The sequence below is a fragment of the Micromonospora sp. CPCC 205554 genome (genome assembly GCF_036902745.1).
Classification (GTDB): Bacteria; Actinomycetota; Actinomycetes; order Mycobacteriales; family Micromonosporaceae; genus Micromonospora; species Micromonospora tulbaghiae.
The window spans coordinates 1-24,640 of record NZ_JBAKHP010000017.1 but is presented as its reverse complement, the minus strand read 5'-3'; the positions used below and the strand labels follow the sequence as shown (position 1 = coordinate 24,640).

General features: G+C 75.9%; 21 protein-coding genes. 10 read left to right on the top strand and 11 right to left on the bottom strand.

Annotated elements, in window-relative coordinates; genetic code table 11:
- The first annotated feature begins 73 nt into the window (after positions 1-73).
- From V6U82_RS20390 to V6U82_RS20380, 3 genes are read left to right on the top strand one after another with little or no spacing between them, the layout of a single operon-like run.
- Complete coding sequence (locus V6U82_RS20390; RefSeq protein ID WP_013287615.1) at positions 74-1,129, top strand: AAA family ATPase; 1,056 nt, start codon at positions 74-76, stop codon at positions 1,127-1,129.
- Position 1,130: 1 nt separating this feature from the next.
- A complete protein-coding gene (locus V6U82_RS20385) occupies positions 1,131-2,429 on the top strand; it encodes a DUF58 domain-containing protein (protein ID WP_334463522.1) in 1,299 nt (432 codons plus the stop codon).
- 16 nt (positions 2,430-2,445) lie between these two features.
- Entirely contained in the window at positions 2,446-4,911 is a 2,466-nt protein-coding gene (locus V6U82_RS20380; RefSeq protein ID WP_334463519.1) for a transglutaminase TgpA family protein, read from the top strand.
- Between the two features lie 773 nt (positions 4,912-5,684).
- Here the strand turns inward: V6U82_RS20380 and V6U82_RS20375 are convergent.
- The 9 genes from V6U82_RS20375 to V6U82_RS20335 all read right to left on the bottom strand — a co-directional run bounded on the left by V6U82_RS20375 (position 5,685) and on the right by V6U82_RS20335 (position 16,331).
- Complete coding sequence (locus V6U82_RS20375) at positions 5,685-6,086, bottom strand: DUF3040 domain-containing protein (protein ID WP_128139017.1); 402 nt, start codon at positions 6,084-6,086, stop codon at positions 5,685-5,687.
- Between the two features lie 115 nt (positions 6,087-6,201).
- Positions 6,202-7,461: a DNA polymerase IV gene (locus tag V6U82_RS20370; protein WP_334463516.1), complete on the bottom strand. Its 1,260-nt coding sequence runs from the start codon at positions 7,459-7,461 to the stop codon at positions 6,202-6,204.
- Between the two features lie 160 nt (positions 7,462-7,621).
- Positions 7,622-8,785, bottom strand: a complete 1,164-nt coding sequence (locus V6U82_RS20365; RefSeq protein WP_334463514.1) for an alkaline phosphatase family protein — start codon at positions 8,783-8,785, stop codon at positions 7,622-7,624.
- Entirely contained in the window at positions 8,782-9,513 is a 732-nt protein-coding gene (locus tag V6U82_RS20360) for a methyltransferase domain-containing protein (RefSeq protein ID WP_334463510.1), read from the bottom strand. Before V6U82_RS20360 ends, V6U82_RS20365 begins: the two co-directional genes overlap by 4 nt.
- Positions 9,514-9,544: 31 nt before the next feature.
- Positions 9,545-9,724 (bottom strand): hypothetical protein, encoded by a 180-nt coding sequence (locus tag V6U82_RS20355; protein ID WP_091420839.1) that lies wholly within the window; start codon positions 9,722-9,724, stop codon positions 9,545-9,547.
- 96 nt (positions 9,725-9,820) lie between these two features.
- The gene (locus tag V6U82_RS20350; RefSeq protein WP_334463508.1) at positions 9,821-13,171 is read right to left on the bottom strand and encodes an error-prone DNA polymerase; all 3,351 of its coding nucleotides are present in this window, start codon (positions 13,169-13,171) and stop codon (positions 9,821-9,823) included.
- Between the two features lie 93 nt (positions 13,172-13,264).
- Positions 13,265-14,929 carry a DNA polymerase Y family protein gene (locus V6U82_RS20345; RefSeq protein ID WP_334463507.1) on the bottom strand — a complete coding sequence of 555 codons (1,665 nt, stop codon included), beginning with the start codon at positions 14,927-14,929 and terminating at the stop codon, positions 13,265-13,267.
- On the bottom strand, positions 14,926-15,687 hold the full coding sequence (locus V6U82_RS20340; RefSeq protein ID WP_334463506.1) for a hypothetical protein: 762 nt from the start codon (positions 15,685-15,687) through the stop codon (positions 14,926-14,928). Before V6U82_RS20340 ends, V6U82_RS20345 begins: the two co-directional genes overlap by 4 nt.
- 140 nt (positions 15,688-15,827) lie before the next feature.
- Positions 15,828-16,331: an SAV_6107 family HEPN domain-containing protein gene (locus V6U82_RS20335; protein ID WP_334463504.1), complete on the bottom strand. Its 504-nt coding sequence runs from the start codon at positions 16,329-16,331 to the stop codon at positions 15,828-15,830.
- Between the two features lie 513 nt (positions 16,332-16,844).
- Between V6U82_RS20335 and V6U82_RS20330 the strand changes: the two genes are divergently transcribed.
- Genes V6U82_RS20330 through V6U82_RS20305 form a run of 6 tightly spaced genes read left to right on the top strand, consistent with a single transcriptional unit; the run spans position 16,845 to position 22,048 of the window.
- Positions 16,845-17,333, top strand: coding sequence for a YbaK/EbsC family protein (locus V6U82_RS20330; protein ID WP_120568807.1), 489 nt, complete (start codon positions 16,845-16,847; stop codon positions 17,331-17,333).
- Positions 17,330-18,061: a monooxygenase gene (locus V6U82_RS20325; protein WP_334463503.1), complete on the top strand. Its 732-nt coding sequence runs from the start codon at positions 17,330-17,332 to the stop codon at positions 18,059-18,061. Before V6U82_RS20330 ends, V6U82_RS20325 begins: the two co-directional genes overlap by 4 nt.
- Positions 18,058-18,612 (top strand): GNAT family N-acetyltransferase, encoded by a 555-nt coding sequence (locus tag V6U82_RS20320; RefSeq protein ID WP_091420859.1) that lies wholly within the window; start codon positions 18,058-18,060, stop codon positions 18,610-18,612. The genes V6U82_RS20325 and V6U82_RS20320 overlap by 4 nt, the downstream gene beginning before the upstream one ends.
- Entirely contained in the window at positions 18,609-19,424 is an 816-nt protein-coding gene (locus V6U82_RS20315) for a carotenoid biosynthesis protein (protein ID WP_334463495.1), read from the top strand. The genes V6U82_RS20320 and V6U82_RS20315 overlap by 4 nt, the downstream gene beginning before the upstream one ends.
- Positions 19,421-20,548, top strand: a complete 1,128-nt coding sequence (locus V6U82_RS20310) for a glycosyltransferase (protein WP_334463493.1) — start codon at positions 19,421-19,423, stop codon at positions 20,546-20,548. Before V6U82_RS20315 ends, V6U82_RS20310 begins: the two co-directional genes overlap by 4 nt.
- 12 nt (positions 20,549-20,560) lie before the next feature.
- Entirely contained in the window at positions 20,561-22,048 is a 1,488-nt protein-coding gene (locus V6U82_RS20305; protein ID WP_334463490.1) for a phytoene desaturase family protein, read from the top strand.
- Between the two features lie 33 nt (positions 22,049-22,081).
- Here the strand turns inward: V6U82_RS20305 and V6U82_RS20300 are convergent, their stop codons facing one another.
- A complete protein-coding gene (locus V6U82_RS20300) occupies positions 22,082-22,771 on the bottom strand; it encodes a CDP-alcohol phosphatidyltransferase family protein (RefSeq protein WP_013287633.1) in 690 nt (229 codons plus the stop codon).
- Positions 22,772-22,815: 44 nt separating this feature from the next.
- On the bottom strand, positions 22,816-23,733 hold the full coding sequence (gene metF, locus V6U82_RS20295; protein WP_121686148.1) for a methylenetetrahydrofolate reductase [NAD(P)H]: 918 nt from the start codon (positions 23,731-23,733) through the stop codon (positions 22,816-22,818).
- A 228-nt stretch (positions 23,734-23,961) separates the two neighbouring features.
- On the opposite strand from metF, the gene V6U82_RS20290 reads away from it, so the two are divergent.
- Positions 23,962-24,640, top strand: a 679-nt coding sequence (locus V6U82_RS20290; RefSeq protein WP_334463485.1) for a helix-turn-helix domain-containing protein, incomplete at its 3' end; no start/stop codon positions are given.

Genomic DNA, 24,640 nt, shown 5'->3' with positions numbered 1-24,640 from the left:
CGGCGTCGCGAACCCAACGGCGGGTCCAGGTGCTCTATAGAGAGCTGCCGTCCAGGCGACGAGGAGGAGGCCCGTGACACAACAGACCTGGGACGAGGTGGGCGGTCTGCTGCCGCACGACGAGTTCCGCGCCGCCAGCGAGGCCATCGTGGCCAACATCGAGCAGGTCATCGAGGGCAAGACCGCCACCGTCCGGCTCGCTCTGGCGGTGCTGCTGGCCGAGGGTCACCTGCTCATCGAGGACGTGCCCGGCGTCGGCAAGACCAAGCTCGCCAAGGCGATGGCCCGGTCCATCGACTGCTCGGTCCGGCGGATCCAGTTCACCCCCGACCTGCTTCCCAGCGACGTCACCGGCGTCAGCGTCTACAACCAGGAGACGCACGACTTCGAGTTCCGCCCCGGCGCGGTCTTCGCCAACCTGGTGGTCGGCGACGAGATCAACCGGGCCTCGCCGAAGACCCAGTCGGCGCTGCTGGAGTGCATGGAGGAGCGGCAGGTCACCGTCGACGGGGTCACCTACCAGTTGCAGACGCCGTTCATGGTGATCGCGACGCAGAACCCGATCGAGATGGAGGGCACCTACCCGCTGCCCGAGGCGCAGCGCGACCGGTTCACCGCCCGCATCGCCATGGGCTACCCGGACCCGCGCGCCGAGCTGGCCATGCTCGACGGGCACGGCGCCACCGACCCGCTGCCGGGGCTGCGGCCGGTCTCCGACGCGGCCACCGTCCGCCGCCTGATCGGCCACGTCCGGCAGGTGCACGTCGCCGACGCAGTCAAGCAGTACGCGATCGACCTGGTCACCGCCACCCGGGAGGCCCCCGACCTGCGGCTCGGCGCGTCCCCGCGGGCCACGCTCCAGCTGCTGCGCACGGCCCGCGCGGTGGCCGCCCTCGAGGGCCGCGACTACGTCCTGCCGGACGACCTCCAGGTCCTCGCGGTGCCGGTGCTGGCGCACCGGATCATCCCGACCGCGGACGCCCAGCTGGCCCGGCGCACCACCGACGCGATCGTCTCCGAGCTGGTGCACCGCCTGCCGCTCCCGCACGACCGGCAGCGCTCGCCGTACGACACCCGGCCCGGCGGCGGCAACAACGGCCGCGGGCCGTACGAGCCGCGGAGGCCGTGACGTGCGTGACGGCCTGCGTGGGCTGACCACCCGCGGCCGCTCCTTCCTGGCGGCCGCGGTGGCCGCCGCGATCTCCGCCGGCATCCTGGGCGAGAAGGACCTGCTCCGGGTGGCCGTCCTGCTCGCCGTGCTGCCGCTGCTGGCCGCCGCGTACGTCGGGCGCAGCCGGTACAAGCTGGCCTGCAACCGGTCGCTGGAGCCGCACCGGGTGCCGGTCGGCGCCAGTTCCCGCGTGGTGCTGCGGCTGCAGAACCTGTCCCGGCTGCCCACCGGCACGCTGCTGCTGGAGGACCGCCTGCCGTACGCGCTGGGCAGCCGGCCCCGGGTGGTGCTGGAGCGGCTCGGCGCGCACCAGGCCAGCTCCGTGGCGTACACGGTCCGCGCGGACGTGCGCGGCCGCTACGAGGTGGGGCCGCTGGTGATCCGGCTGACCGACCCGTTCGGCCTCTGCGAGCTGACCCGGTCGTTCCCCAGCACCGACCACCTCACGGTGATCCCGCAGGTCACCCCGCTGCCCGCGGTGCGGCTGCCCGGTGAGTACGCCGGCAGCGGCGACAGCCGGGCCCGCTCGGTGGCGGTGCACGGCGAGGACGACGCCGCGACCCGGGAATACCGGATGGGCGACGACCTGCGCCGGGTGCACTGGAAGTCCACCGCCCGCACCGGTGAGCTGATGGTGCGCCGCGAGGAGCAGCCGTGGGAGAGCCGGGCCACGGTGGTGCTCGACACCCGCGCCGCCGGGCACCGGGGCGAGGGCCCGACGGCCAGCTTCGAGTGGGCGGTCTCGGCCGCCGCCAGCATCGCCGTGCACCTGCGCGAGGCCGGCTACAAGCTGCGGCTGGTCACCGGCAACGGCGCCGACGTCGGGGCCACCGAGGCCGGCGGCGAGGGGCTGCTGCTCGACCACCTCGCCGACGTGCATCTGGACCGGCGCGGTGAGATCACCACGCTGGTGCAGCAGGTCCGGCAGCGCGCCGACGGCGGCCTGATCATCGCGCTGCTCGGCACGCTCGGCACCGCCGAGGCGGAGTTGCTGGCCGGGCTGCGCGGCAACGGCGCCACCTGCGTGGCGTTCCTGCTCGACAGCAACACCTGGCTCAACCTCCCGGCCAACGCCCGGACCGAGGCGGAACGAGCGCACGGCGCCGCCGCGCTCGCGCTGCTGCAGAGCGGCTGGCGGGTCGTCGGGGTGGAGCACGGCACCCGGCTGCCGATGGTGTGGCCGCAGGCCGGGCGCGGCTCGCAGGGCTTCGCACTGCGGGCGGCCATGGCCGAGACGGTGGCCGGCGGACGGCGATGACCGGAAGGATGGTCCTGTGACCGCGCACCGCAACATCGGGTTCGTCGCCGCGGCGGCGACGCTGCTGGCCGCGGCCCCGCTGTCGGCGATCTTCGAACGCTGGACCTGGCTGATCCAGGCCGCCGTCGTGGTCGCCGTGGTGGCCGGCTCGGCCGCGTTGAGCCGCCTGGGCCGGATGCCGCTGTGGGGGCAGGTGCTGGCCATGCTGGCCGGACTGACCCTCGGCCTGACGTGGGTGTTCCCCGGCGGCACCGAACTGCTCGCGTTCGTGCCGACCCCGGCCACGTTCGGCCACTTCGGCGACCTGCTCCAGACGTCGTTGCAGGACATGCGCTCGTACGGCGTGAAGGTGCCGGACGTCGACTCGCTGCTGTTCCTCGCGGTGCTCGGCATCGGCGCGGTCGCCGTGGTGGTGGACGTGCTCGCGGTCGGGCTGCGCCGGCCCGCGCTGGCCGGCCTGCCGATGCTCGCCATCTACTCGGTGCCGGTCGCGGTGTACGTGGACAGCGTCCCGGCCACCCCGTTCGTGGTGGGCGCCGCCGGTTACCTCTGGCTGCTGGTCACCGACAACGTCGACCGGGTACGCCGGTTCGGCCGCCGGTTCACCGGCGAGGGACGCGACGTGGACGTCTGGGAGGCGTCCCCGCTGGCCGCGGCCGGGCGGCGGCTCGCCGTGGTCGGCGTGATCGTGGCGGTGGCGCTGCCGCTGGCCGTGCCCGGGATGACGGGCGGGCTGCTGAACAACGTCGGCGCCGGGCCGGGCGACGGCAGCGGACGGCCTGGGCAGGGCGGCAGCTCCGGCCGGGTCGACCTGTTCGCGGCGCTCAGCGGCCAGCTCAACCAGAGCGAAGAGATCGAGCTGGTCAAGGTCAGCACCAACGAGACGGCCCCGTTCTATCTGCGCCTGGGCGTGGTGGACGAGCTGCGGCCGAGCGGCTTCCAGGCACGCGTGCCGAGCGGGGAACCGATCACCCGCCCGCTGCCCGACCCGGGCGAACGCGCCCCGCGCGGCGTCGACCAGCAGCGTTACCGCGCCACCGTCGAGGTGACGAAGAACCTGAACATGCCGTTGATGCCGGTCTACGCCGAGCCGGTCAAGACCGACGACCTCAACGGCAACTGGCGGTACGACCCGAACCAGCAGGTCGTCTTCTCCAACCGGGACAACGCCCGCGGCAAGAGCTACTCGTTCGACTACGTACGGTCCACCTTCAGTCCGGCGGCGCTGCGCGCGGCCCGCTCACTGCCCTCGGACAGCCCGGTGATGCGGCAGCAGACCGAGCGGCCGTCCGTCCCGGCCGTCGAGGAACTGGTCGCGGAGCTGGTCAAGGGCAAGTCGAACGACTACGACAAGGTCCGGGCGATCTACGACTACTTCTCCGTCGAGAACGGCTTCACCTACTCGCTGTCCACCCGCAACGGCAGCAGCGGCGACGACATCACCGACTTCCTCGCCACCAAGGTCGGCTACTGCCAGCAGTACGCCGCGGCGATGGCCTGGCTGGTCCGGGCCGCCGGCATCCCGGCCCGGGTCGCCGTCGGGTTCACCAACGGCAGCAAGGCCGACGGCGGCACGTACGTGCTGACCAACCGCAACCTGCACGCCTGGACCGAGGTCAACTTCAACGGCATCGGCTGGGTGCCGTTCGACGCCACCCCGGCGGCGGCCGTGTCGGGCTCGGTCCGCTCCGCGTGGGCGCCGGACATCGACGCCCCCGAGGAGGTCACCCCCTCGGCCGGCAGCACCAGCGCTCCCGACGCGGCCGGCCCGTCGGCCGGGCCGAACGAGGCGGACCGGCTCGACAAGGACACCGACCAGGGCCTGACCCTGGACCAGGGCGGCCCCGCGGAGGAGAGCCCGGTCTGGCCGTGGTGGCTCGCCGGTGCGCTGGTGCTGCTGGCGCTGCTCGCCGTACCCGCTCTGCGCCGCTCCGCCCTGCGCCGCCGCCGGCGCGTCCGGACGGTCACGCCCGCGGCCACCGCGCTGCCGGTGCCGGGCCAGCGCGGCGAGACACGGCCGGTCGTGGTCGGCGTGGACGCCGAGGCGGCCCGCGCCGACGCGCACGCCGCCTGGGACGAACTGCTCGACACGCTCGTCGACTTCCACGTCCGGGTGGACCGCACGGAGACCCCACGGGCCACCGCCGAGCGGCTGGCCCGGGAGGCGCTCGCCGAGCGGGGGGACGCCGCGACCGGGGTACGCCTGCTCGGCCGCGCCGAGGAACGCGCCCGCTACGCCCGTGACCCGCTGACCGACGCCGAGTTGCAGCCGGCGCTGCGCACGGTCCGGGGTGCGCTGGCGGCGGGTGCGGACCGCCGTACCCGGCTGCTGGCCGCGCTGCTGCCCCCGTCGGTGCTGCATCGCTGGCGCACCGGTCTGGCCGAGCGGTCGGCCCGGGTGGTGACCACGAGCGGTCAGATCCGGCAGCGGATGACGCGCTGGAGCCCGCGCCGCCTCCTGGCCCACCGCCCCGCCCGCTGACCCCGGCTCCCGCCCCCCGCCCCCTCCCCCACCCTCCCACCCTCCCGCCCTCCCGGCGTTGATCAAGGAGTTTGTGTCCGATTCCAGCCCCGCTGACGACACAAACTCCTTGATCACCGCTTCTGGACGCTGCCCCCTGTGCGGTCCGGGCCGGATCCGCCCGAGATCTTGGTACGGAATGGCCCCCATAGGGGCACTTTCCTACCAAGATCTGCTGCGGTCCCGGGATGCCGGCGTGTCGGGCGACGCATGGCTGATGGGACGGACGGAATGGGCAGCCGGCCCCCGCGCCCCAGGCCGGGACGATCCGCGATCTTGCAGTTCGTGCCCGGGTGAACGGGACATTCGGGGCACGACTCGGGCCGAAAGTGCAAGATCGCGGGGAGGGAGACACGCGAGGGAGGTAATCGGGGCGCGGCTCGGGCTGGGAGTGCGAGATCGCGCGGGGCGGGGCGGGCTGACGGCGAATGGCCGGGCAGCTCGGGCAGGTGGTCGCGTTGAGGTGGGGAGGGATGCTCGACGGTGACAGTCCGTGCGGGTGTAAACCGGGCGCGCATCACGTGCTGACGGAGGCGCGGGGATGTCCACGGGACGCGGACCGCGAGAGGTCGCGCCGCCACGGCGGGACGGTGAGCTCGATTTCGGGCACGACTGAGGGCGCGCCCTCGCCCGCGTGCGCCACGGCTACCGGCAGCAGGTCAACCCGGCGGCGCTTGCCGAGCTGTCACGGAGGCGCCGCCGGTTTCCCGCCCCGGCTCAGGGGCGGGACGCGTTCAGCGGTGGCCCTCCGGGCGCTGCCGCCAGCGGTCCTCCATCCGGTCGAGGAAGGAGCCCCGGCGGCCACCACCACTGCGGCCACGGGGACGACGCCGGCTCGTTGTGCCGCCGACCACGTGCAGGTCGGGCGACTGGGATCGGCGGTGCGACTGCACCGCGTAGCCCAACGAGGCCAGCATGACGACGAAACCCGCCACGGCCACCGCGGGAATCTTGATCACGGCACCGTAGATCAACAGGGCCAGACCAGCGACGACCACGCCGGCAGCGACGAGCACGCGACGCCGCGCGTGGAAACGCGGGTCGCTGGCGCGCACGGCCGAGGCGAACTTGGGGTCCTCGGCAAGCGACCGCTCGATCTGCTCGAACAGCCGCTGCTCGTGCTCCGAGAGCGGCACGGCACTCCTCCCCGGTCACGTTGGTCGGCCCGGTCGGGCCGACAGACCGTGGCAGCCAACCGGCTGCTTACCCGCAAGTCTACGAGGGCCCCCGCGCGTCGGAAAGCGGGACGACCTACGGCCGGGTCGGTTTTTCGACTTGTCGTGTATCACGACGGCCGAGAAGACTGGCCGGACCTATGACGGACCGCCCGAATCGGGCAGCCGCCGCGTCGGCTGCCGCCTCCGCCTCACGCCAGCCGCGCTCGGGCGCACCGAGGGTGAGCTGCTGCGGGGTCTCCCCGGCGGGGGCGAGACCTTCCATCCGGACACCGACCAGCCGAACCGGCTCCCCCGGGGCCAGCACGCCCCACAGCGCCCAGGCCGTGTCGAACATCTCCCGGGCGGTGTCGGTGGGCACGGCGAGCGTGCGGGAGCGGCTGATCGTCCGGAAGTCGGCGAAGCGGACCTTGAGCGACACCGTGCGGCCCACCTGTCCGGCCGCCCGCAGCCGAGCGCCCGCCTTGTCGGCGAGGGCCAGCAGGGACCGCCGGATCTCGTCCGGGTCGCTCACGTCGGTGTCGAACGTGACCTCCGCGCCGATCGACTTCTCCACCTGCTCGGGCGTCACCCCGCGCGGGTCACGCCCCCAGGCCAGCTCGTGCAGGTGGGTGGCGGACGACTCGCCGACCGCCCGGCGCAGCAGGCCCGCCGGCGCCTCGGCGAGATCGCGCACGGTACGCAGGCCGAGGCGGCGCAGCGCGTCCGCGGAACGCTCCCCCACGCCCCACAGGGCGGACACCGGCAGCGGGTGCAGGAACTCCAGCACCCGGGCGGCCGGAACCACGAGCAGGCCGTCGGGCTTGGCCCGGGTGGAGCCGAGCTTGGCCACGAACTTGCTCGGCCCCACGCCCACGGAGCAGGTCAGTTGCTGCTCCTCGGCGACCCGGCGGCGGATCAGTGCCGCGATGTCGGCGGGCCGGCCGAACAGCCGGCGGGCGCCCGCCACGTCGAGGAACGCCTCGTCCAGTGAGAGCGGCTCGACCAGCGGGGTGACGTCCCGGAAGATCCGCATGACCGCCCGTGACGCCTCGGTGTAGGCGGCGAAGTCGGGCGGCAGGTAGACCGCGCCGGGGCAGAGCGCGCGGGCGCGGGCGGTGGGCATCGCGCTGCGGACGCCGTACCGCCGGGCCTCGTAGCTCGCGGAGCTGACCACGCCGCGCGGGCCGACGCCGCCCACCACCACCGGCCGCCCGCGCAGCTCGGGGCGGCGGCGCACCTCCACGGAGGCGTAGAACGCGTCCATGTCGACGTGCAGGATGGTGCAGCCGGTGTCGTCGGCGTCCGGCCCGAAGCGCGGGTCACCGCCCCGGGGCAACGACTGGCTACGGCCCATGCCAGCAGGCTAGCCCGCCGGTCCGACAACCCCACCGCCCAGGCCCGCGGCCACCGCCCGCCGGCCCCGCACGAGACCCAGGCCCGCGGCCACCGCCCGCCGGCCCCGGACGAGGCGGGGCCGGTCAGGGCCGCAGCGCGCAGGCACGGACGAACCGAGGTCAGCCCCGGACCACCAGCAGCGGGACCGTCATCTCGGCGGCGGTGTCCGCGCCGTGGTACGCCACCAGCCGTGATGCCATCGGCGGCTCGGAACGGGTGGCGACCACCGCGTACGTGTCCCGGCAGACCACCACCACGTCGCCGATCCGGGCCAGGTGTGCCTCGGGCACCGGGCCGAACCAGCCGGTCGCCACCGCCTCGGCCCGGGTCAGCACCTGCGCGGCCGGGCCCAGCACCTCGGTCCAGGCGGCCACCACGTCGGTTTCGGCACCCGGCTCGACGTGCAGGTAGCGAACCCGGGGCTCGCCGGCGACCACCCGTACCCCGGCCCGCAGTCGGGGGTCGGCGTCCAGGTCGATCCGGTGCCCGGCGGGCACGTCGAGCTGGCCGTGGTCGGCGGTGACCAGCAGCGCGGCGTCCGGCGGCAGCCCGTCGACGAGCCGGGCCAGCAGCGCGTCCACAGCGGCGGCGGCGGTCCGCCAGGGTGCGGAGTCCACGCCGCTGAGGTGCCCGTGCCGGTCCAGGTCGGGGTGGTAGCCGGAGACGAGTGCGGGCCCGTCCCCGGCGGCGAGCGCCGCCAGCATCCGGGCGGCGAGCGCGTCGACACCGGCCGCGCCCCGATAGTCGCCGCCCCGGTTGGCGGCGAGCGTCAGGCCGCTGCCGGCGAACTCGGGACGGCTGACCACCGTCACCGCGACCCCGGCGGCGCGCGCCCGCTGGTACCAGGTGGGCACCGGCTGCCAGCTCGCCGGGTCCGGGTCGCCGGCCCAGTCGACGTGGTTGAGCACCCGGTCGGTGCCGGGCACCCGGACGGTGAAGCCGAGCACTCCGTGCGCGCCGGATCCGGTGCCGGTGCCGAGGCTGACCAGGCTGGTCGGGGTGGTCGACGGGAAGCCGGTGGTGAGCGGCCGGCCGACGGTGGCGGCCAGGCCGGCGAGTGTCGGGGCGTACGGGGCGGCGGTGGGGATCTGGTACCAGCCGAGGCCGTCGACGAGCAACACCGCGATCCGACGCACCCCGGTCAGGTGCGGGACCAGGCCGAGCCGGTCGGCCGCGCCCGGTACGCCGAGCAGCGCCAGCGCGCTGGGCAGCACGTCGGTCAGGCAGCCGCCGTCGTAGCGCGGCGCCACCCGGTCCAGCGGGCCGGGAGCCGGGCCGGTCATGCCGGGCGGCGGGCGAACAGGTGCAGCTGGGCGGCGAGATCGCGGTACGGGGACCGGGCGGCGAGGGCGCGCTCCAGCTCCACCAGGGCGGCCTGCTGTCCGTCGGCCACCGCGGCCGGGAGCAGGTCGGCGAGCACTCGTACCCCGTGGATCTCCTCCACGACGAGGCCGGCGGCGGTGAGCAGCGCGCTCGCGTCGGCGGCGTCGTAGCGGCGGCGCAGCGTGTCCCGGCCGCCGGTGGTGCCGTGCGGGTCGGCGGCGAGCGCGGCGGCGGCGTCCAGCTGCCCGTTCATCGCCCGGCCGAACACGGCAGCGGCCCGCCCGGCGACGAGCACGCTCGCCGCGCCACCCGGGCGCAACGCGGTGACCAGCGCGGACATGACCGGTTCCGGGTCGTCGACCACTTCGAGGACGGAGTGGCAGAGCACCAGGTCCACGGTGGCCGGTTCGACGAGTCCGGTGAGCGCGTCGGCGTCGCCCTGCGTCGCGCGTACCCGATCGGCGACCCCGGCCTCGGCGGCCCGGCGGGTCAGCGCGGCGAGCGCGTCGGGGCTGGCGTCGACCACGGTGACCCGGTGACCGGCCTCGGCGAGCGGGACGGCGAAGCCGCCGGTCCCGCCGCCGACGTCGAGCACGGAGAGTCGTTCGCCGGCCCGCCGGTCCAGCTCGGCCCGGACCACCGACCAGATGACGGCGGTGCGGGGGGTGAGGGTTCGGATCTGCTCCACGCGCCGAGCCTAGTCACCCCCCGGCCCGGGTTCAGGACTCGCCGCCGCCGGCGGGGTCGTCCTCGGCGCGGGAGCGCTGGTTGTTGGCCACCGGGCCGTCGGTCACCTGGTACTCCCGCGGCTCGGCCTCGTGGGTGGGCGCCCAGTCGGCGCCGAGGCGGGTCCGCCGGGCGTTCGCCACGCCACCGGCGTACGTGCGGTGAAAGGTCATCTGTTCATCCCCCATACCCCGGGTGGGCCACTCTGCCCACCCGCGTCGGGAGTCTCCCGCCTCCGGCTCGCGGAAACCGTAATGTGGATCACTCCATCAACGGAAATCCCTGGATGCCGGTGTGACGGGCGGCTCGATCGCGTCCAGCCGGTCCGCGGTGAGGTTCGTGACGCCCTCGTGCCGCTGCAGCCGGCCCCGCACCACCAGTGCTCCGCTGGTGCGGGCGATTCGACGGTATCTCTGCCACAACCCCGGGGAGCAAGTGACATTGAGCATCCCGGTCTCGTCCTCCAGGTTGAGGAACGTGACGCCGCCGGCGGTCGCCGGGCGCTGCCGGTGGGTGACGATCCCGCCGACCCGGATCCGCTGCCCGGGCGGCACCTGGCCGAGGCGGGCGATCGGCACCGCGCCCAGTTCGTCGAGCCGGTCCCGGATGAACCGGGCCGGGTGGCTCTCCGGGGACAGGCCGGTGGCCCAGACGTCGGCGACCAGGCGGTCCACCGCGGCCATGCCGGGCAGGGTGGGCGGGTCCGCGCCGGTCACCGTGCCGGGCAGCCGGCCGGGCCGGTCCTGGGCCGCCGCGCCGGCGGCCCAGAGGGCCTGCCGCCGGGTCAGCCCGAAACAGGCGAAGGCGTCGGCGGTGGCCAGCGCCTCCAGCTGCGCGGCGGTGAGACCGACGCGGCGGGCCAGGTCCGGCATGTCCCGGTACGCCCCGTGCGCGGTCCGTTCCGCCTCGATCCGCTCGGCCACGTCCTCGCCGAGGGTACGGACGCTGCCCAGCCCGAGCCGGACCGCCGGACCGCCCAGCCCCCAGGCGTGCGGCGGCTCGCCCGGCACGCTGCCCCACCGGGTCTGCGGCGTGGACTCCAGCACCGCCTTGGCGCCGCTGGCGTTGATGTCCGGCCGGCGCACCTCGACGCCGTGCCGGCGGGCGTCGTCGGCGAGCGTCTGCGGCGAGTAGAAGCCCATCGGCTGGGCGTTGAGCAGCGCGGCCAGGAACGGGCCCGGGTGGTAGCGCTTGAGCCACGAGCTGGCGTACACCAGGTAGGCGAAGCTCATCGCGTGGCTCTCCGGGAAGCCGTAGCTGGCGAACGCGGTGAGCTTGCGGTAGACGTCGTCGGCCAGCTCCCCGGTGATGCCCCGCTCGGCCATCCCGGCGTAGAGCCGGTCGGCGATCTGCGCCATCCGCTCCACCGAGCGTTTCGCCCCCATGGCCCGGCGCAGCTGGTCGGCGCCGGCCGCGTCGAACCCGGCCAGGTCGATGGCGAGCTGCATGAGCTGCTCCTGGAACAGCGGTACGCCGAGCGTCTTCTCCAGCGCGTTGCGCATCAGCGGATGCGCGTACGTGACCGGCTCCTGGCCGTTCTTGCGCCGGATGTACGGGTGCACCGAGCCGCCCTGGATCGGGCCGGGCCGGATCAGCGCCACCTCCACCACCAGGTCGTAGAACTCGCGCGGTTTGAGCCGGGGCAGCGTGGCCATCTGGGCGCGGCTCTCCACCTGGAACACGCCCACCGAGTCGGCCCGGCAGAGCATGTCGTAGACCTCGGGGTCGTCCAGGTCCATGTCGCCCAGGTCGAGGCTGGACCCGATCAGGTCGTAGCCGTAGTGCAGCGCCGACAGCATGCCGAGGCCGAGCAGGTCGAACTTGACCAGGCCGACGGCCGCGCAGTCGTCCTTGTCCCACTGGAGCACGCTGCGGCCGGGCATCCGGCCCCACTCCACCGGGCACACCTCGATCACCGGCCGGTCGCAGATCACCATGCCGCCGGAGTGGATGCCCAGGTGCCGGGGGAACGTCTGCAACTCGTTGGCGTACGCGACCACCTGCTCCGGGATGTCCGCCACGTCGACCGCGGCGACCGAACCCCACCTGTCGATCTGTTTGCTCCAGGCGTCCTGCTGGCCGGGTGAGAAGCCGAACGCCTTCGCCACGTCCCGCACCGCCGACCGGGGCCGGTACGAGATGACGTTGGCGACCTGGGCGGTGTGCTCCCGGCCGTAGCGGGCGTAGACGTGCTGGATCACCTCCTCCCGGCGGTCGGACTCGATGTCCACGTCGATGTCGGGCGGGCCGTCGCGTTCCGGGGCGAGGAACCGTTCGAACAGCAGCCGGTGCCGGACCGCGTCCACGTTGGTGATGCGCAGCGCGTAGCAGACCGCCGAGTTGGCCGCCGACCCCCGGCCCTGGCAGTAGATGTCCTGCGCGCGGCAGAACGCGACGATGTCGTAGACCACCAGGAAGTAGCCGGGGAAACCGAGGTCTTCGATCATCCGCAGCTCGTGTTCCAGCTGCGCGTACGCCTCCGGGTGTGCCTCGGGCGGGCCGTAGCGCTCGCGGGCGCCGTCCATGGTCAGCCGGCGCAGCCAGCTCATCTCGGTGTGCCCGGGCGGCACCGGGTACGCCGGCAGCTTCGGCGCCACGAGCTGGAGGTCGAAGGCGAGTTCCGCGCCGTACTCCGCGGCCCGCGCCACCGCGCCCGGGTACGCGGCGAACCGCGCCGCCATCTCCGCGCCGCTGCGCAGGTGGGCGGTGGCCGCGGCGGGCAGCCAGCCGTCGATCTCGTCGAGGCTGCGCCGGGCCCGCACCGCTGCGACTGTGGTGGCCAGCCGCCGCCGTCCCGGGGTGGCGTAGTGCACGTTGCCGGTGGCCACCGTGGGCAGCCCGGCCGCGGCGGCCAGCTCGGCGAGCGCGTCGTTGCGGTCCGCGTCGACCGGGTGTCCGTGGTCGGTCAGCTCCACCGCCACCGTCTCCGCGCCGAACAGCGCGGTGAGCCGGTCCAGTTCCCGGGCCGCCGCGTCGACGCCCTCGGTGAGCAGCGCCGCCGGCACGTGCCCCTTGCGGCAGCCGGTGAGCACCAGCACGTGGTCGCGCAGCTCCGCCGCGATCTCCTCCAGTTCGCCGTAGACCGGGCGGCCCTTCTCCCCGCCGCGCAACTGGGCGCGGGAGATGGTGGCGGCCAGGCGCGCGTACCCCTCGTGGCCGTGCGCGAGCACCAGCAGGTGCCGGCCGAGCGGGTCGGGTTCGCCGTTCTGCGGGCCGGGCAGCCCGAGGGACAGTTCCGCGCCGAAGATCGTCGGCAGCCGCAGCGCGCGGGCCGCCTCGGCGAAGCGCACCACGCCGTAGAAGCCGTCGTGGTCGGTGACGGCGAGCGCGGTCAGCCCGAGCCGGGCCGCCTCCTCGGCCAGTTCCTCCGGGTGGCTGGCGCCGTCGAGAAAGCTGAAGTTGGAGTGCGCGTGCAGCTCCGCGTACGGCACCACGCCGTCCGGGCGGGCCAGCTCCGGCGGCCGGTATTCCTGGCGCTTGCGGCTCCAGGCCGGTGAGTCGCCGCCGTCGGCGTCGACCGCGAGCGGGTCGACCACGTGCAGGTGCCGCTCGCCTTTGGCCCGCCCGGAGAGCACCTGCTCCAGCTTGGACCACGGCATCTTCGGGTTGTGGAAGCTCACCGTTGCCTCCCCCACCCGGCACCCGACCGCCCGAGATCTTGGTACGAAACGCCCTCCGGAGGGGCGCTTTCGTACCAAGATCTCTCCCGGCGCTCAGTCATAGATCGCCTCCACCAGCCACTGCCCGCCCTCGACCGCGAGCAGCAGGGCGGCGCCGTCGGCCAGGCACACCTGGAACCGGGCCCGGCGGCGCGCCTCGGCCGGCGCCCACCAGCGCTCGTCCACCGGCCACGGGCCGGCCCACCCGGTGATCTCGGCCGGGCGGCCGTCGCCGACGGTGAGCCGGGCCGGCGCCGCGCTGACCGCCAGCCGGGCGCTCACCACGACCGGCTCCCCGGCCGCGTCGCGCACGTCGGCCGGCAGCGGGGCGGGCAGGACCACGGCCGGCGACGGTGGCGGAATCCGCCCCGGCCACGGCGGCTCGGCCACCGCCCGGCCCCGCCCGGCCCGCCGCCCCGCACCACCCCCAGCGGGTACGACGACAGAGGCGGGCGCCGGAGCCGGGAGTGCTCCGGCGGGTGGCGGGCCGGGACGCGCGGGCACCCGCTCGTCGCCCCACGGCACGAGGCGCACCTGGTCGGCCGGGGAACGCCCGCCGCCGAGCACCGCGGTGACCACCGCCTCGGGGCCGAGGATGCCCTGTACCCGGCTCAGCGCACGGTGCGCCCGCTCCCGCTCCTCACCGGTCTCCCCCCACAGTCCGGGTTGCAGGCCCGCCTGGGCGAGCACCCCGTCGGGCACCAGTCGCAGCCGGACGATCCCGGCGGTGGGCCGGGCCGGACGCGTCCCGCCCCGGCCGTTGCTGCCGGAGAGCCAGCCGTCGAGCTGCCAGCGGACCCGGTCGGCGATGGCCGCCGCGGTGAGCAGGCCGTCGTGCCGCCAGACCCGGTGCAGCTCCTGGCCGTGCGCGGTGACCGCCTCGATGCCGAGGCGGGTGCAGGCCAGCCCGTACCCGGCGAGCCGCTCGTGCAGCCGCTCGGCGAGCGTGCGGGCGGCGAACGCGGCGGCGTCGACCCGGTCGACCGGCTCGTCGTAGTCGGCGGTGACGGTGAGGTCGGCGGGTGGCTGCCGGACCGCGAGCGGGCGGTCGTCCCGGCCGCCGGCGAGCCGGTGCGCCAGCGCCCCGTCGAAGCCGAACCGGGCCAGCACGTCCCCGGCCGGCAGCGCCGCGAAGTCGCCGAGGGTGCGGACGCCGAGCCGGCGCAGCAGGTCGGCCAGGGCGGGCCGGCCGAGCGCCTCGACCGGCCGGGCGGCCAGGAACTCGCGGGTGCCGCCGGGGGCCACGATCCGCCCCTCCCGGGCGGCCAGCCCGGCAGCGAACACCCCGTCGGCGATGCCGACCTGGCTCTCCACCGCGCAGCTCTGCGCGACGTGCTCCACGATCCGCTCGGCCGCCGCCTCCTCGCCGCCGAGGTAGCGGCTCGGCCCCCGGGCCGCCGTGGCGCAGGCGCCGGGCCGGATCACCTCGACGCCGGCGACCATCTCCTCCACGGCGGCCACCACCGGTTCGAACGCGCGCACGTCCCGGCCGGGGTCGTGGTCGACCACCGTCAGGTGCGGGCAGCGCCCTTGCGCCTCGCGGCGGCGCAGCCCGCGCCGGATCCCCTCGGCGCGGGCCCGCTCGGAGCAGGCGATCACCCGGTTGGCGTGCAGCACCACGACCGGGTCGGTGGCGGGCACCCCGTCGACGATCTCGGCGGCGAGGACCGGCCAGTCCGGACACCAGAGCAGCAGCGTCCGCTGCGGTACGCCGCTCACGCCGGACCGGCCGCGGCGAGCGTACGGGCGGGCGGGGCGACCACGCGCAGCCGGCGCGACGGCGCGGCGGACGGGGCACCGAGCCCGGCCGAGCGGGGGATAACCCGGGTCAGCTCGTCGCCGGGCAGCCACACCTTGATCTCCTTGGGACGGGCGGCGGCGCCCCGGCCCCGGGCCGAGACGGTCACCTCGCGGCGGCGCAGCCGCCCGCGACCGGGGCCGAGCCCCTGCCAGACGCCCCGGACCACCTGGAGCGTGACGTCCGCGCCGTCCCACCGGCCGTACGGGACGAGCACGCTTCCGCGCTGCCGGGCGCGGGCGGCCAGCCGGGTGGCGACCGAGGCGGAGACGGTGGCCGGCACGGCGGTGACCACCACGTCGACCCCGTCGATGAGCGCGGCGATCACTGTGGGCCACTCCGGTCCGGGGTCGGGCACCAGGGCCAGCCGGTCCAGGGCGATGCCCGCCTCGGCCGCCGCGCCGGCCCCGAAGGTGGGTACGCCGACCACGGCGCACCACGAGCCGGCCCGGGACGCCTCGGCGAGCAGCGCGAGGATCAGCGAGGTGGCACCGCTGCGGCGGGGCTGGCCGGCGCCGACCGCGACGGTGCTGCCGCGCCGCAGGCCGCGGTTGGGCAGCAGCCCGGTCAGCTCGGCCCGCACGGGAAGCACCCGGTGGCCGCTCGCCGGGTCGGGCGCGCTCGCCGGCCGGACCAGATCGGCCAGGGCGGCGGAACCGACCACCATGCGGCCCGCCATCGGACCAACCCCCCGTCGTGTTTCGCCACGGGCCTCACCCGTGGATGGTGCTGTGGATCGTGTCGTGCGCGGCACGCGTGTGCCGTGGGTGCGGCGCCCGGCCACCCGGGGTCCCGCCGGTGGTGGCCGGGCGCCACGAATCAGGCGGCGGCTGCTCCGGGCGCGGGCGGGGAGTCGGAGGCGCCGTGCCGCAGCGGGCGGGGCAGGCCGTCGAGTGCCGGCTGGTGTGCCAGGCCGAGCGCGGTCTCCACCACCGTCACGAACTCCTCGGCGGCGCGCAGCAGGTCGTCGGCCTCCCGGGCGGTGACCACGCGGGGGATGCCGGCCTCGGCGGCGGCCCGCTTGCTCGCGCCGGCGGCGAAGTAGGCGGCCCACTCGTCCAGCTCGGGGGCGACCGTGGCGAGCAGCACCCAGACGCTGGTGATCCGGTGCCGGCGGGTGGGTGCGGGGCGGGCCCGGGCGGCGAGCACGGCGGCGGCGGCGCGCAGCGCCGCGAGGTGGGCGGCGGCGTACCTGAGGCCGTCGGGTCGGGTGCGGGCGGCCTCGGCCAGCCCGTCGCGGGCCACCGCGAGCAACTGGGCGGGGGTGCGGTGCGGCAGCACGTGCGCGGGCACCGTGGGCGCCTGGGCCGGACTGGTCGGCATGGGTCTCTCCTCCGCGTGTGGCCGGGGCGGGCGGTCGCGCGACGGGGAACGTCGCCCGGTCGCCCGGAGCGGTCGGTGCGGAGGAAGACGCACCCTTTCAGGTGGCGGCCGGCCGGATGTGGACGCTTCCCCACACCCACACCCGGCCGGCGTGCCGGCGGGTCCGTCGCCCGCCGCCCGGGGGTCGTGGGCGGCGGGCGACGACCTGCCTGACGGGCCCGGACTCGCGACTGTCCGAGACCCGGTGCGGCCCGCGGTGCCGCACCTCCCGGAAGCCGGTGCCGCGAAACACCGCTTCCGGAGCGTTCGACGGGTGCGCGACCGGCTCGGATCAGGCCGGGCCAGCCGGGGAGCTGAGCCGCTTGCCCTTTGCGCCGGAATCGAACACTCGTTCTAACTACCCTGACAGTACACCTCCCCACCGACGAAAACGCAACGTGTGACGCGCCGGGGACGCACGGGAGGGCGACGGCCCCCGGCGGGGCCGTACCGGGGTGGGGGAAGAATGGGTGCATGCAGCCACACCCGAACGTGCAGGCGGTGCAGCGCGCGCTCGACGACGCGGGCGCGCGGAACGGATCGGGCGAGGCCAGCCTCGTCCGGCTGCTGCCCGAGGCGGTGCACACCGCGGCCGCGGCGGCCGAGGCGCTCGGCGTCGCCGTCGGCGCCATCGCCAACTCGCTGATCTTCGACGCGGACGACGCGCCGCTGCTGGTGCTCACCTCCGGCGCGCACCGGGTGGACACCGCGGGGCTGGCCGCCACGCTGGGCGTGACCCACCTGCGCCGGGCCACCCCGGAGTTCGTCAAGCGGCACACCGGGCAGGTGATCGGCGGCGTCGCCCCGGTCGGCCACCCCGCGCCGCTGCGGACCGTCGTCGACACCGCACTGGCCGGGTACGACGAGGTGTGGGCGGCCGGCGGCGTGCCCCGGGCGGTGTTCCCCACCACGTACGCGGAACTGCTGCGGATCACCGCCGGCACCCCGGCCGAGGTGGCGTGAACCCCGGACTCGTCACGCTGCACGTGTGGCGTGTGCCCCGCCGGGCCGTACCCGGTGTGCCGGCCCGGATGGCCACCCACCCGGCCCGGCTGCGCCGGCTGCCCGGCGTGCGCTTCGCCAAGCTGCTCGGCACCGGGACCGGCACCGGTTTCGGCCCCGGCGACGCCGACCTGACCCGGTGGGCCGCGCTCGTGGTCTGGGACTCCCCCGCCGACGCGGCCGGCTTCGACGCCTCCCCGGTCGCCCGCTCCTGGGCCCGGATCGCCCACGCCGCGGTACGGGTGGACCTGCGCCCGCTGACCAGCCGCGGCCGGTGGTCCGGCCGGGAGCCGTTCGGCGCGCCGCCGGGCGGGCGGGTCACCGGGCCGGTGCTGGCGCTGACCCGGGCCCGGCTGCGGGCCCGCCGGGCGGCCACGTTCTGGCGCGCGATCCCGCCGGTCGCCGCCGAGCTGCACACCGCGCCCGGCCTGCTCGCCCGCTTCGGCGTCGGCGAGGCGCCGCTGGGCTGGCAGGGCACGGTGAGCGTGTGGCGCGACCCGGCGGACCTGGTCGCGTTCGCGTACCGTTCCCCGGAGCACCGCGCCGCGATCACCCGTACCCCCACCGAGGGCTGGTACGCGGAGGAACTGTTCGCGCGGTTCGCGGTGGGCGACGTGGTCGGCGACCGTACGGTGCTCGGCTGGGCCGCCGCCGACGGCGACCCGGAAACATCGAGAGGGTACGCATGAGGCTGGTGCGGTGGACACCGGACGACCTGGTCCGGCGGCTGGACGACGTGGTGGCCGTCTACGGCGAGGCGATGGGCTACCGGCCCGACCTGCTGGAGGCCCGCCGCGGTTACATCGCCACCCACGTCCGCCGGCCCGGCTTCCGCGCCGTCGCCAGCCTGACCAGCGAGGGGCACCTGGCCGGTTTCGGGTACGGCTACCGGGGCGCCACCGGGCAGTGGTGGCACGACCAGGTGCACCGGGCGCTGAACGCGCAGGACCGGCAGCGCTGGCTGACCCACCCGTTCGAGGTGGTCGAGCTGCACGTCCGCCCGCCCGCGCAGGGGCACGGCCTGGGCGCCCGCCAGTTGCGCGCGCTGCTCGCCGTGGCCGAGGGCGACACCACGCTGCTGTCCACACCGGAGGCCGACGAGGAGAAGTCCCGGGCCTGGCGGCTGTACCGCCGGTTCGGCTTCGTCGACGTCCTGCGCCACTTCCACTTCCCCGGTGACGAGCGGCCGTTCGGCGTGCTCGGCCGGGACCTGCCGCTGCCCCCGCCGGACGCGTCATGAGCACGGTGGTCCGCGCCCGGCTGCCCTGGGCGCTGCTGGCCGTGCTGGTGCTCGCCCAGATCTGCTACCCGCTCACCGGCGGCGCGACCCGGGCCGGGCTCACGGTGGCCACCGTGGTGCTCGGCTGGCTGCTCTCGGTCGGCCACGCGCTGCTCACCCGGGGCGCCCGTACCGCCGTCGCGCTGGTCGCGGTGGTCACCGGCGGCGGGTTCGCGGTGGAGGCGATCGGTGTGGCCACCGGGTTCCCGTTCGGCAGCTACGACTACTCGGGCGAGCTGGGCCCGAAGCTGGCCGGGGTGCCGCTGATCATCCCGCTCGCCTGGACCTGGATGGCCTGGCCGGCCTGGCTCACCGCGGTCCGGCTGGTCCGTTCCCGGGCCGCCCGGATCGCGCTCTCGGCGGTCGGGCTGGCCGCCTGGGACCTGTTCCTCGACCCGCAGATGGTGGCCGAGGGCTACTGGACCTGGCTCGACGCCACCCCGGCGCTGCCCGGGCTGCCCGGCATCCCGGTCAGCAACTACCTGGGCTGGCTGGGCTTCGCGGTGCTGATCGCCGTCGCGCTGCGCCCGCTCGCCGGGCCGTCGGCGGACCGGGTCGACGGCCGGGACGCCCCGATGTTCGCGCTCTACCTCTGGACGTACGCCTCCAGCGTGCTGGCGCACGCGGTGTTCCTGCGGCTGCCCGCGTCGGCGCTGTGGGGCGCGGCCGGGATGGCGGTGGCGGCGGTGCCGCTCGCGGTGACGCTGTGGCGGGCCCGCCAGGACCGGGCCGGCACGCCGCAGCCGGCGCCGCGCGTCGACGCCCCGGCATGATCGCCGCCCTCGCGCCGGCCGTGGTGGTCGCCGCGCTCACCGGGCACACGCTCGTCAACGCGTACGCCTGGCTGCGCCGCCCCACCGCCGGCCCGGCCGAGGTGACCGAGCCGGTGGCGGTGCTGCTGCCGCTGCGCGACGAGGCCGAACGGGTCAGCCCCTGCCTGCGCGCGCTGCTGGCCCAGCGCGGCGTACCGGATCTGCGGATCGTGGTGCTCGACGACGGCTCGACCGACGGCACCGCCGACGTGGTCCGCGCGGTGGCCGGTGACGATCCCCGGGTCACGCTGCTCACCGGCGTCGCCCCGCCGCCCGGCTGGCTGGGCAAGCCGCACGCCTGCTGGCAGCTCGCCACCCGTACCGGCCCGGAACCGGCCGTGCTGGCCTTCGTCGACGCCGACGTGGTGCTCACCCCGTACGCGGTGGCGGCGGCGGTGACCGAGTTGCGCGCGGCTGACGCGGCGCTGCTGTCGCCGTACCCCCGGATCGTGGTGCGGACGGCGGCCGACCGGCTGGTGCAGCCGCTGTTGCAGTGGTTGTGGCTGACGTTCCTGCCGCTGCGGGCGATGGAACGCTCGCGGCGGCCCTCGCTGGCCGCGGCGGGCGGGCAGTTCCTGGTCGTGGACCGGGCCGGCTACCTGCGGGCCGGCGGGCACGCGGCGGTGGCCGACAAGGTGCTGGAGGACATCGAGCTGGCCCGGGCGGTGAAGCGGGCCGGCGGGCGGATCGCGCTCGCCGACGGGTCCCGGCTGGCGTCCTGCCGGATGTACGACACCTGGCCGCAGCTGCGCGACGGCTACACCAAGTCGCTGTGGGCGACGTTCGGGCATCCCACCGCCGCGGCGGCCGTGCTGGCGCTGCTGTTCGCGCTCTACGTCGTGCCGCCGCTGCTGACCGTCGGGGCGCTGCTCGCGGGCGCGCCGGCGGTGGCCGCTGTGGCGTTCCTGGCCTACCTGGCCGGCGTCGCCGGACGGGTGGTCAGCGCCCGCGCCACCGGCGGGCGGGCGTGGCCCGACGCGCTGGGCCACCCCGTGTCGGTCGTGGTCCTCGGTTGGCTGACCGTCCGGTCGTACCATCTGCGGAAGCGACACCGGCTCACCTGGCGGGGTCGCCCGGTCACCTAGGAGGGGCACGCCATGGCGCGCATCGTGGTCATCGGCGCCGGGGTGGGCGGGCTCGCCGCCGCCGCCCGGCTCGCGGTCACCGGGCACGAGGTCACCGTCCTCGAACGGGCCGGCACGGTCGGGGGCAAGCTCGGCCGGTACGCCCACCACACCCCGGAGGGGGTGTGGCACTTCGACACCGGTCCGAGCCTGTTCACGCTGCCGCATGTCTTCCACGACCTGTTCGAGGCGACCGGGGCGAAGCTCGACGAGTACCTCGACCTGGTCCCGCTGGACCCGATCGTGCGGCACGTCTTCCCCGATGGCGGGCCCACGCTCGACTCCTGCGCCGACCCGGACGAGTTCGCCGCCCGAATCGGTACCGCGTTCGGCGACCGGTCCGCCGCCGACTGGCGGGGGCTGTGGCGGCGCGCCGGCCGGGTGTGGGCGGCCTCGCACCGGGACATCCTGCGCCGTACCGTCGACTCGCCCCGCGACCTGGCCGCGCTGGCCTGGCGGCTGGGCGACCTGGCCGCCATCGGCCCCGGCCGCAGTCTGCGCGGGCTGGGCCGCCGCCACCTGTCCGACCCGCGGCTGCGGATGCTGCTGGACCGGTACGCCACGTACACCGGCGCCGACCCGCGCCGCGCCCCGGCCGCGCTCGTCGCCGTCCCCTACGCCGAGCTGGCGTACGGCGGCTGGTACCTGCGCGGCGGGCTGGGCACGCTCGCCGACGCGCTGCTGTCGCGCTGCCTGGACCTGGGCGTGGTGGTGCGCACCGGCGCCACCGTGACCCGGATCGACGCCGCGGGCGGGCGGGTGCACGGGGTACGCGTGGCGGGGACGGCCGCGCCGGTGCCCGCCGACGTGGTGGTGGCGAACGTGGACGCGCTCACCGTCTACCGGGACCTGCTGCCCGACCCGCGCCGGCTGGCCGCGCTCACCGACCGCAGCCTGGCCGGGTTCGTGCTGCTGCTGGGCGTACGCGGCGACTCCGGGCTGGCCCACCACAACGTCTTCTTCCCCCGCGACTACGACGCCGAGTTCGACGCCGTGTTCGGTGACCCGGGTCGCGGTGTGCGGGCCCGCCCGGCGCCCGACCCGACCGTGTTCGTCACCGCCGCCGACGACCCGGCGGTCCGGCCGGACGGCCACGAGGCGTGGTTCGTGCTGGTCAACGCGCCCCGGCACGGCACCGCCGCGAGTGCTGTGGACTGGCGGCGGCCCGGGCTGGCCGAGGCGTACGCGGACCGGATCCTCGACGTGCTGGCCGAGCGCGGGGCCGACGTGCGGGACCGGCTGGTGTTCCGGGAGATCCGTACCCCGGCCGACCTGGACGCGGCCACCGGCGCGCCGGGCGGGGCGATCTACGGCACCGCGGGCGGGCTGCTGCGCCCGGCCAACCGGGGCCCGGCGGCCGGGCTCTGGCTGGTCGGCGGCTCCAGCCACCCGGGCGGCGGCCTGCCCATGGTCACGCTGTCCGCGGAGATCGTCGCCGAGGCGGTCGGCCCGGCCTGGTGAGGTGTCGCCGACCGCCGCGCGGGCACGCGGCGGTCAGCCGGCGTCGACCAGGGCGCGGCGGACGGCGGAGAGCAACTGGCCGAGGCCGAACCCGGCGAGCAGCACCCAGACCGTGGTGGCCATGGTGATCGTGCCGGCGGTCAGGTCGGCGTCGATCAGGCCGGTGAGCCCGGCGACCAGCAGCCCGACCAGGGCCACGCAGACCCGGGTCGGGCGCTCCCCCACCGTCACCGCGCCGATCTCCCGCATCCCGGCCGACACCGCCCGCGCCCGCACGTACTCGTGCAGCCAGGACAGGCCACCGGCCGCGGCCACCAGCGCGCCCGGCGCGCCGAGCAGCCAGAACGCGACCAGCCAGGCCACCTCGCCGAGCCGGTCGGCCACCGAGTCGTACACGTAGCCCAGGCGGGTGGTGCGGCCGGTGGCCACCGCCACCGCGCCGTCGACGCTGTCTGCCACGGCCGCCAGCAGCACGAACAACGCGCCCAGGAACGGCCCGTTGCCGGGCCGCTCCACGAACAGGGGTACGCAGAAGCAGAGCAGCACCCCGAACACGGTCACCGGGGTCGGGCCGACGCGCAGCCGGCCCAGCACGTAGCCCACGTGGTAGGCGAAGCGCAGCCAGGCGCGCACCACCGGCGCGGCGGTACGCGGATCGAAGCCGCCGTGCAGCCGCGCCCACGCGGTCGCGTACTGGTCCCAGTTCAGCTGTGTGCCCACCACGGATCAACCGTAGAAGCACGGCGCGGGTGTCGTGTGGCGGGTGGTCACACCCGTGCGGCGGCGCGCAGCCGCTGCCACACCTCCCGGGTCGCCGTGGACCGGTTGAGCGTGATGAAGTGGATCCCCGGCACGCCCTCGTCGAGCAGCTTCTCGCACATCTCGCTCGCCTGCTCCACGCCGAGGCGGCGTACCGCCTCCGGGTCGTCGGCCACCCGCTCGAACCGCTCCGCCAGCGCGGGCGGGAACGGCGCGCCGGACAGCTGCACCGACCGTTCGATGGTGCCGATCTGGGTCACCGGCATCACCCCGGCCAGGATCGGCGTGTCGCAGCCGGCGGCGGCCACCCGGTCACGCAGCCGCAGGTACTCGTCGGCGTCGAAGAACATCTGGGTGATCGCGAACTCCGCGCCGGCCCGGCACTTGCGGACGAAGTGCGCGGTGTCGCTGTCCACGTCCGGCGAGCGCGGGTGCTTGTACGGGAACGCGGCCACGCCGACGCTGAAGTCGCCGCTGTCGCGGACCAGCCGGACCAGGTCCTCGGCGTACCGGACGCCCTCGGGGTGGGCGATCCACTCGCCGCCCGGGTCGCCCGGCGGGTCACCCCGCACGGCCAGCACGTTGCGCACCCCGACCGAGGCCAGCCGGCCGATCACGTGCCGCAGCTCGGCCACCGAGTGGTTCACCGCGGTCAGGTGCGCCATCGGCAGCAGCGTCGTCTCGGTGGCGATCCGCTCGGTCACCGCCACCGTGGTGTCGCGCGTCGAGCCGCCCGCGCCGTAGGTGATCGACACGAACGAGGGACGCAGCGACTCCAGCTCGCGGATGGCCTGCCAGAGCAGTTTCTCCCCGGCCTGTGTCTTCGGCGGGAAGAACTCGAAGGAGAACGTGGGACGGCCGTCACGGATCAGCTCCCCGATGGCCGGCTGGGGATTGGGAAGGACCGAGGGAAGACCGAGCGCCACGGACCGACTGTAACCGGGACGGCACGCCGCACCGGGAATCTTCCCAGCCCGCGAACACCTGCCCCGGCGCGACGTCGTACCCCGGGGGTAGAAAGACGGCAGCGCGGTGGGGCGGCCGACGGCCGGTCCCGGGGGCCCGCGCGGGGGTCGCCACGACGGCGACGCGCCGGCGCCACCACCTGGCCGGGCGTCCGCGTCGCCATCCGCGCCGTCGCCCCGGAGGTTCCGATGATCCCGTCCCCGCCGCCCGGCCCGCGCCTGCTCGGGCCGCTGCTGGCCGAGTTGCGGGCCGCCCGTGGCTGGAGTCAGCAGCGGATGGCCGCCGAGCTGTGCGCCGCCTCCGGCGTGCCCACGCTCACCCGCAACGAGGTGTCCCGCTGGGAACGTCAGCTGCGGCTTCCCGGCGACTTCTGGTCCGCCTGGCTGGCGGCGGTCCTGGGGGTGCCGGGCGAGCTGCTCGCCGAGGCCGCCGCCCGCAGCCGCCGGCTGGGCGTGGTGCCCGCCGCGGTCGGCCCGGCCGGATCCCGCGCCCGGCTGGCCCTGCTCACGCTCGCGTACCGCTGGGCGGGCGACCCGGGCGGCCGCACGCCGGCCGGCCCGTTCGCCGCCGCACCGCCGCCGCTGCCCGGCCGTCCCGGACGGGACGACGGGCGCCGGCCCCGCCGCCACGGCCCGCGCACGCCCGTCGCGGACGAGCCCGGCCCGCTCGGCGTCCACGTCCCGCGCGGGCCGGACGAACCCGCCGGTGACGGTTCCGGTCGTGGTCATCCGGCGGACCGGGTGACGCTCGCCACGCTGCGGCGCTGGGACGACCTGCTCGGCGGCGGCGACCTCGCCGGGCACGGCGCCCGCCGGCTGCGGCGGGCGGTCCGCGGCTACCGGCGCGCCGGGCCCGCCGGCCGGCGGG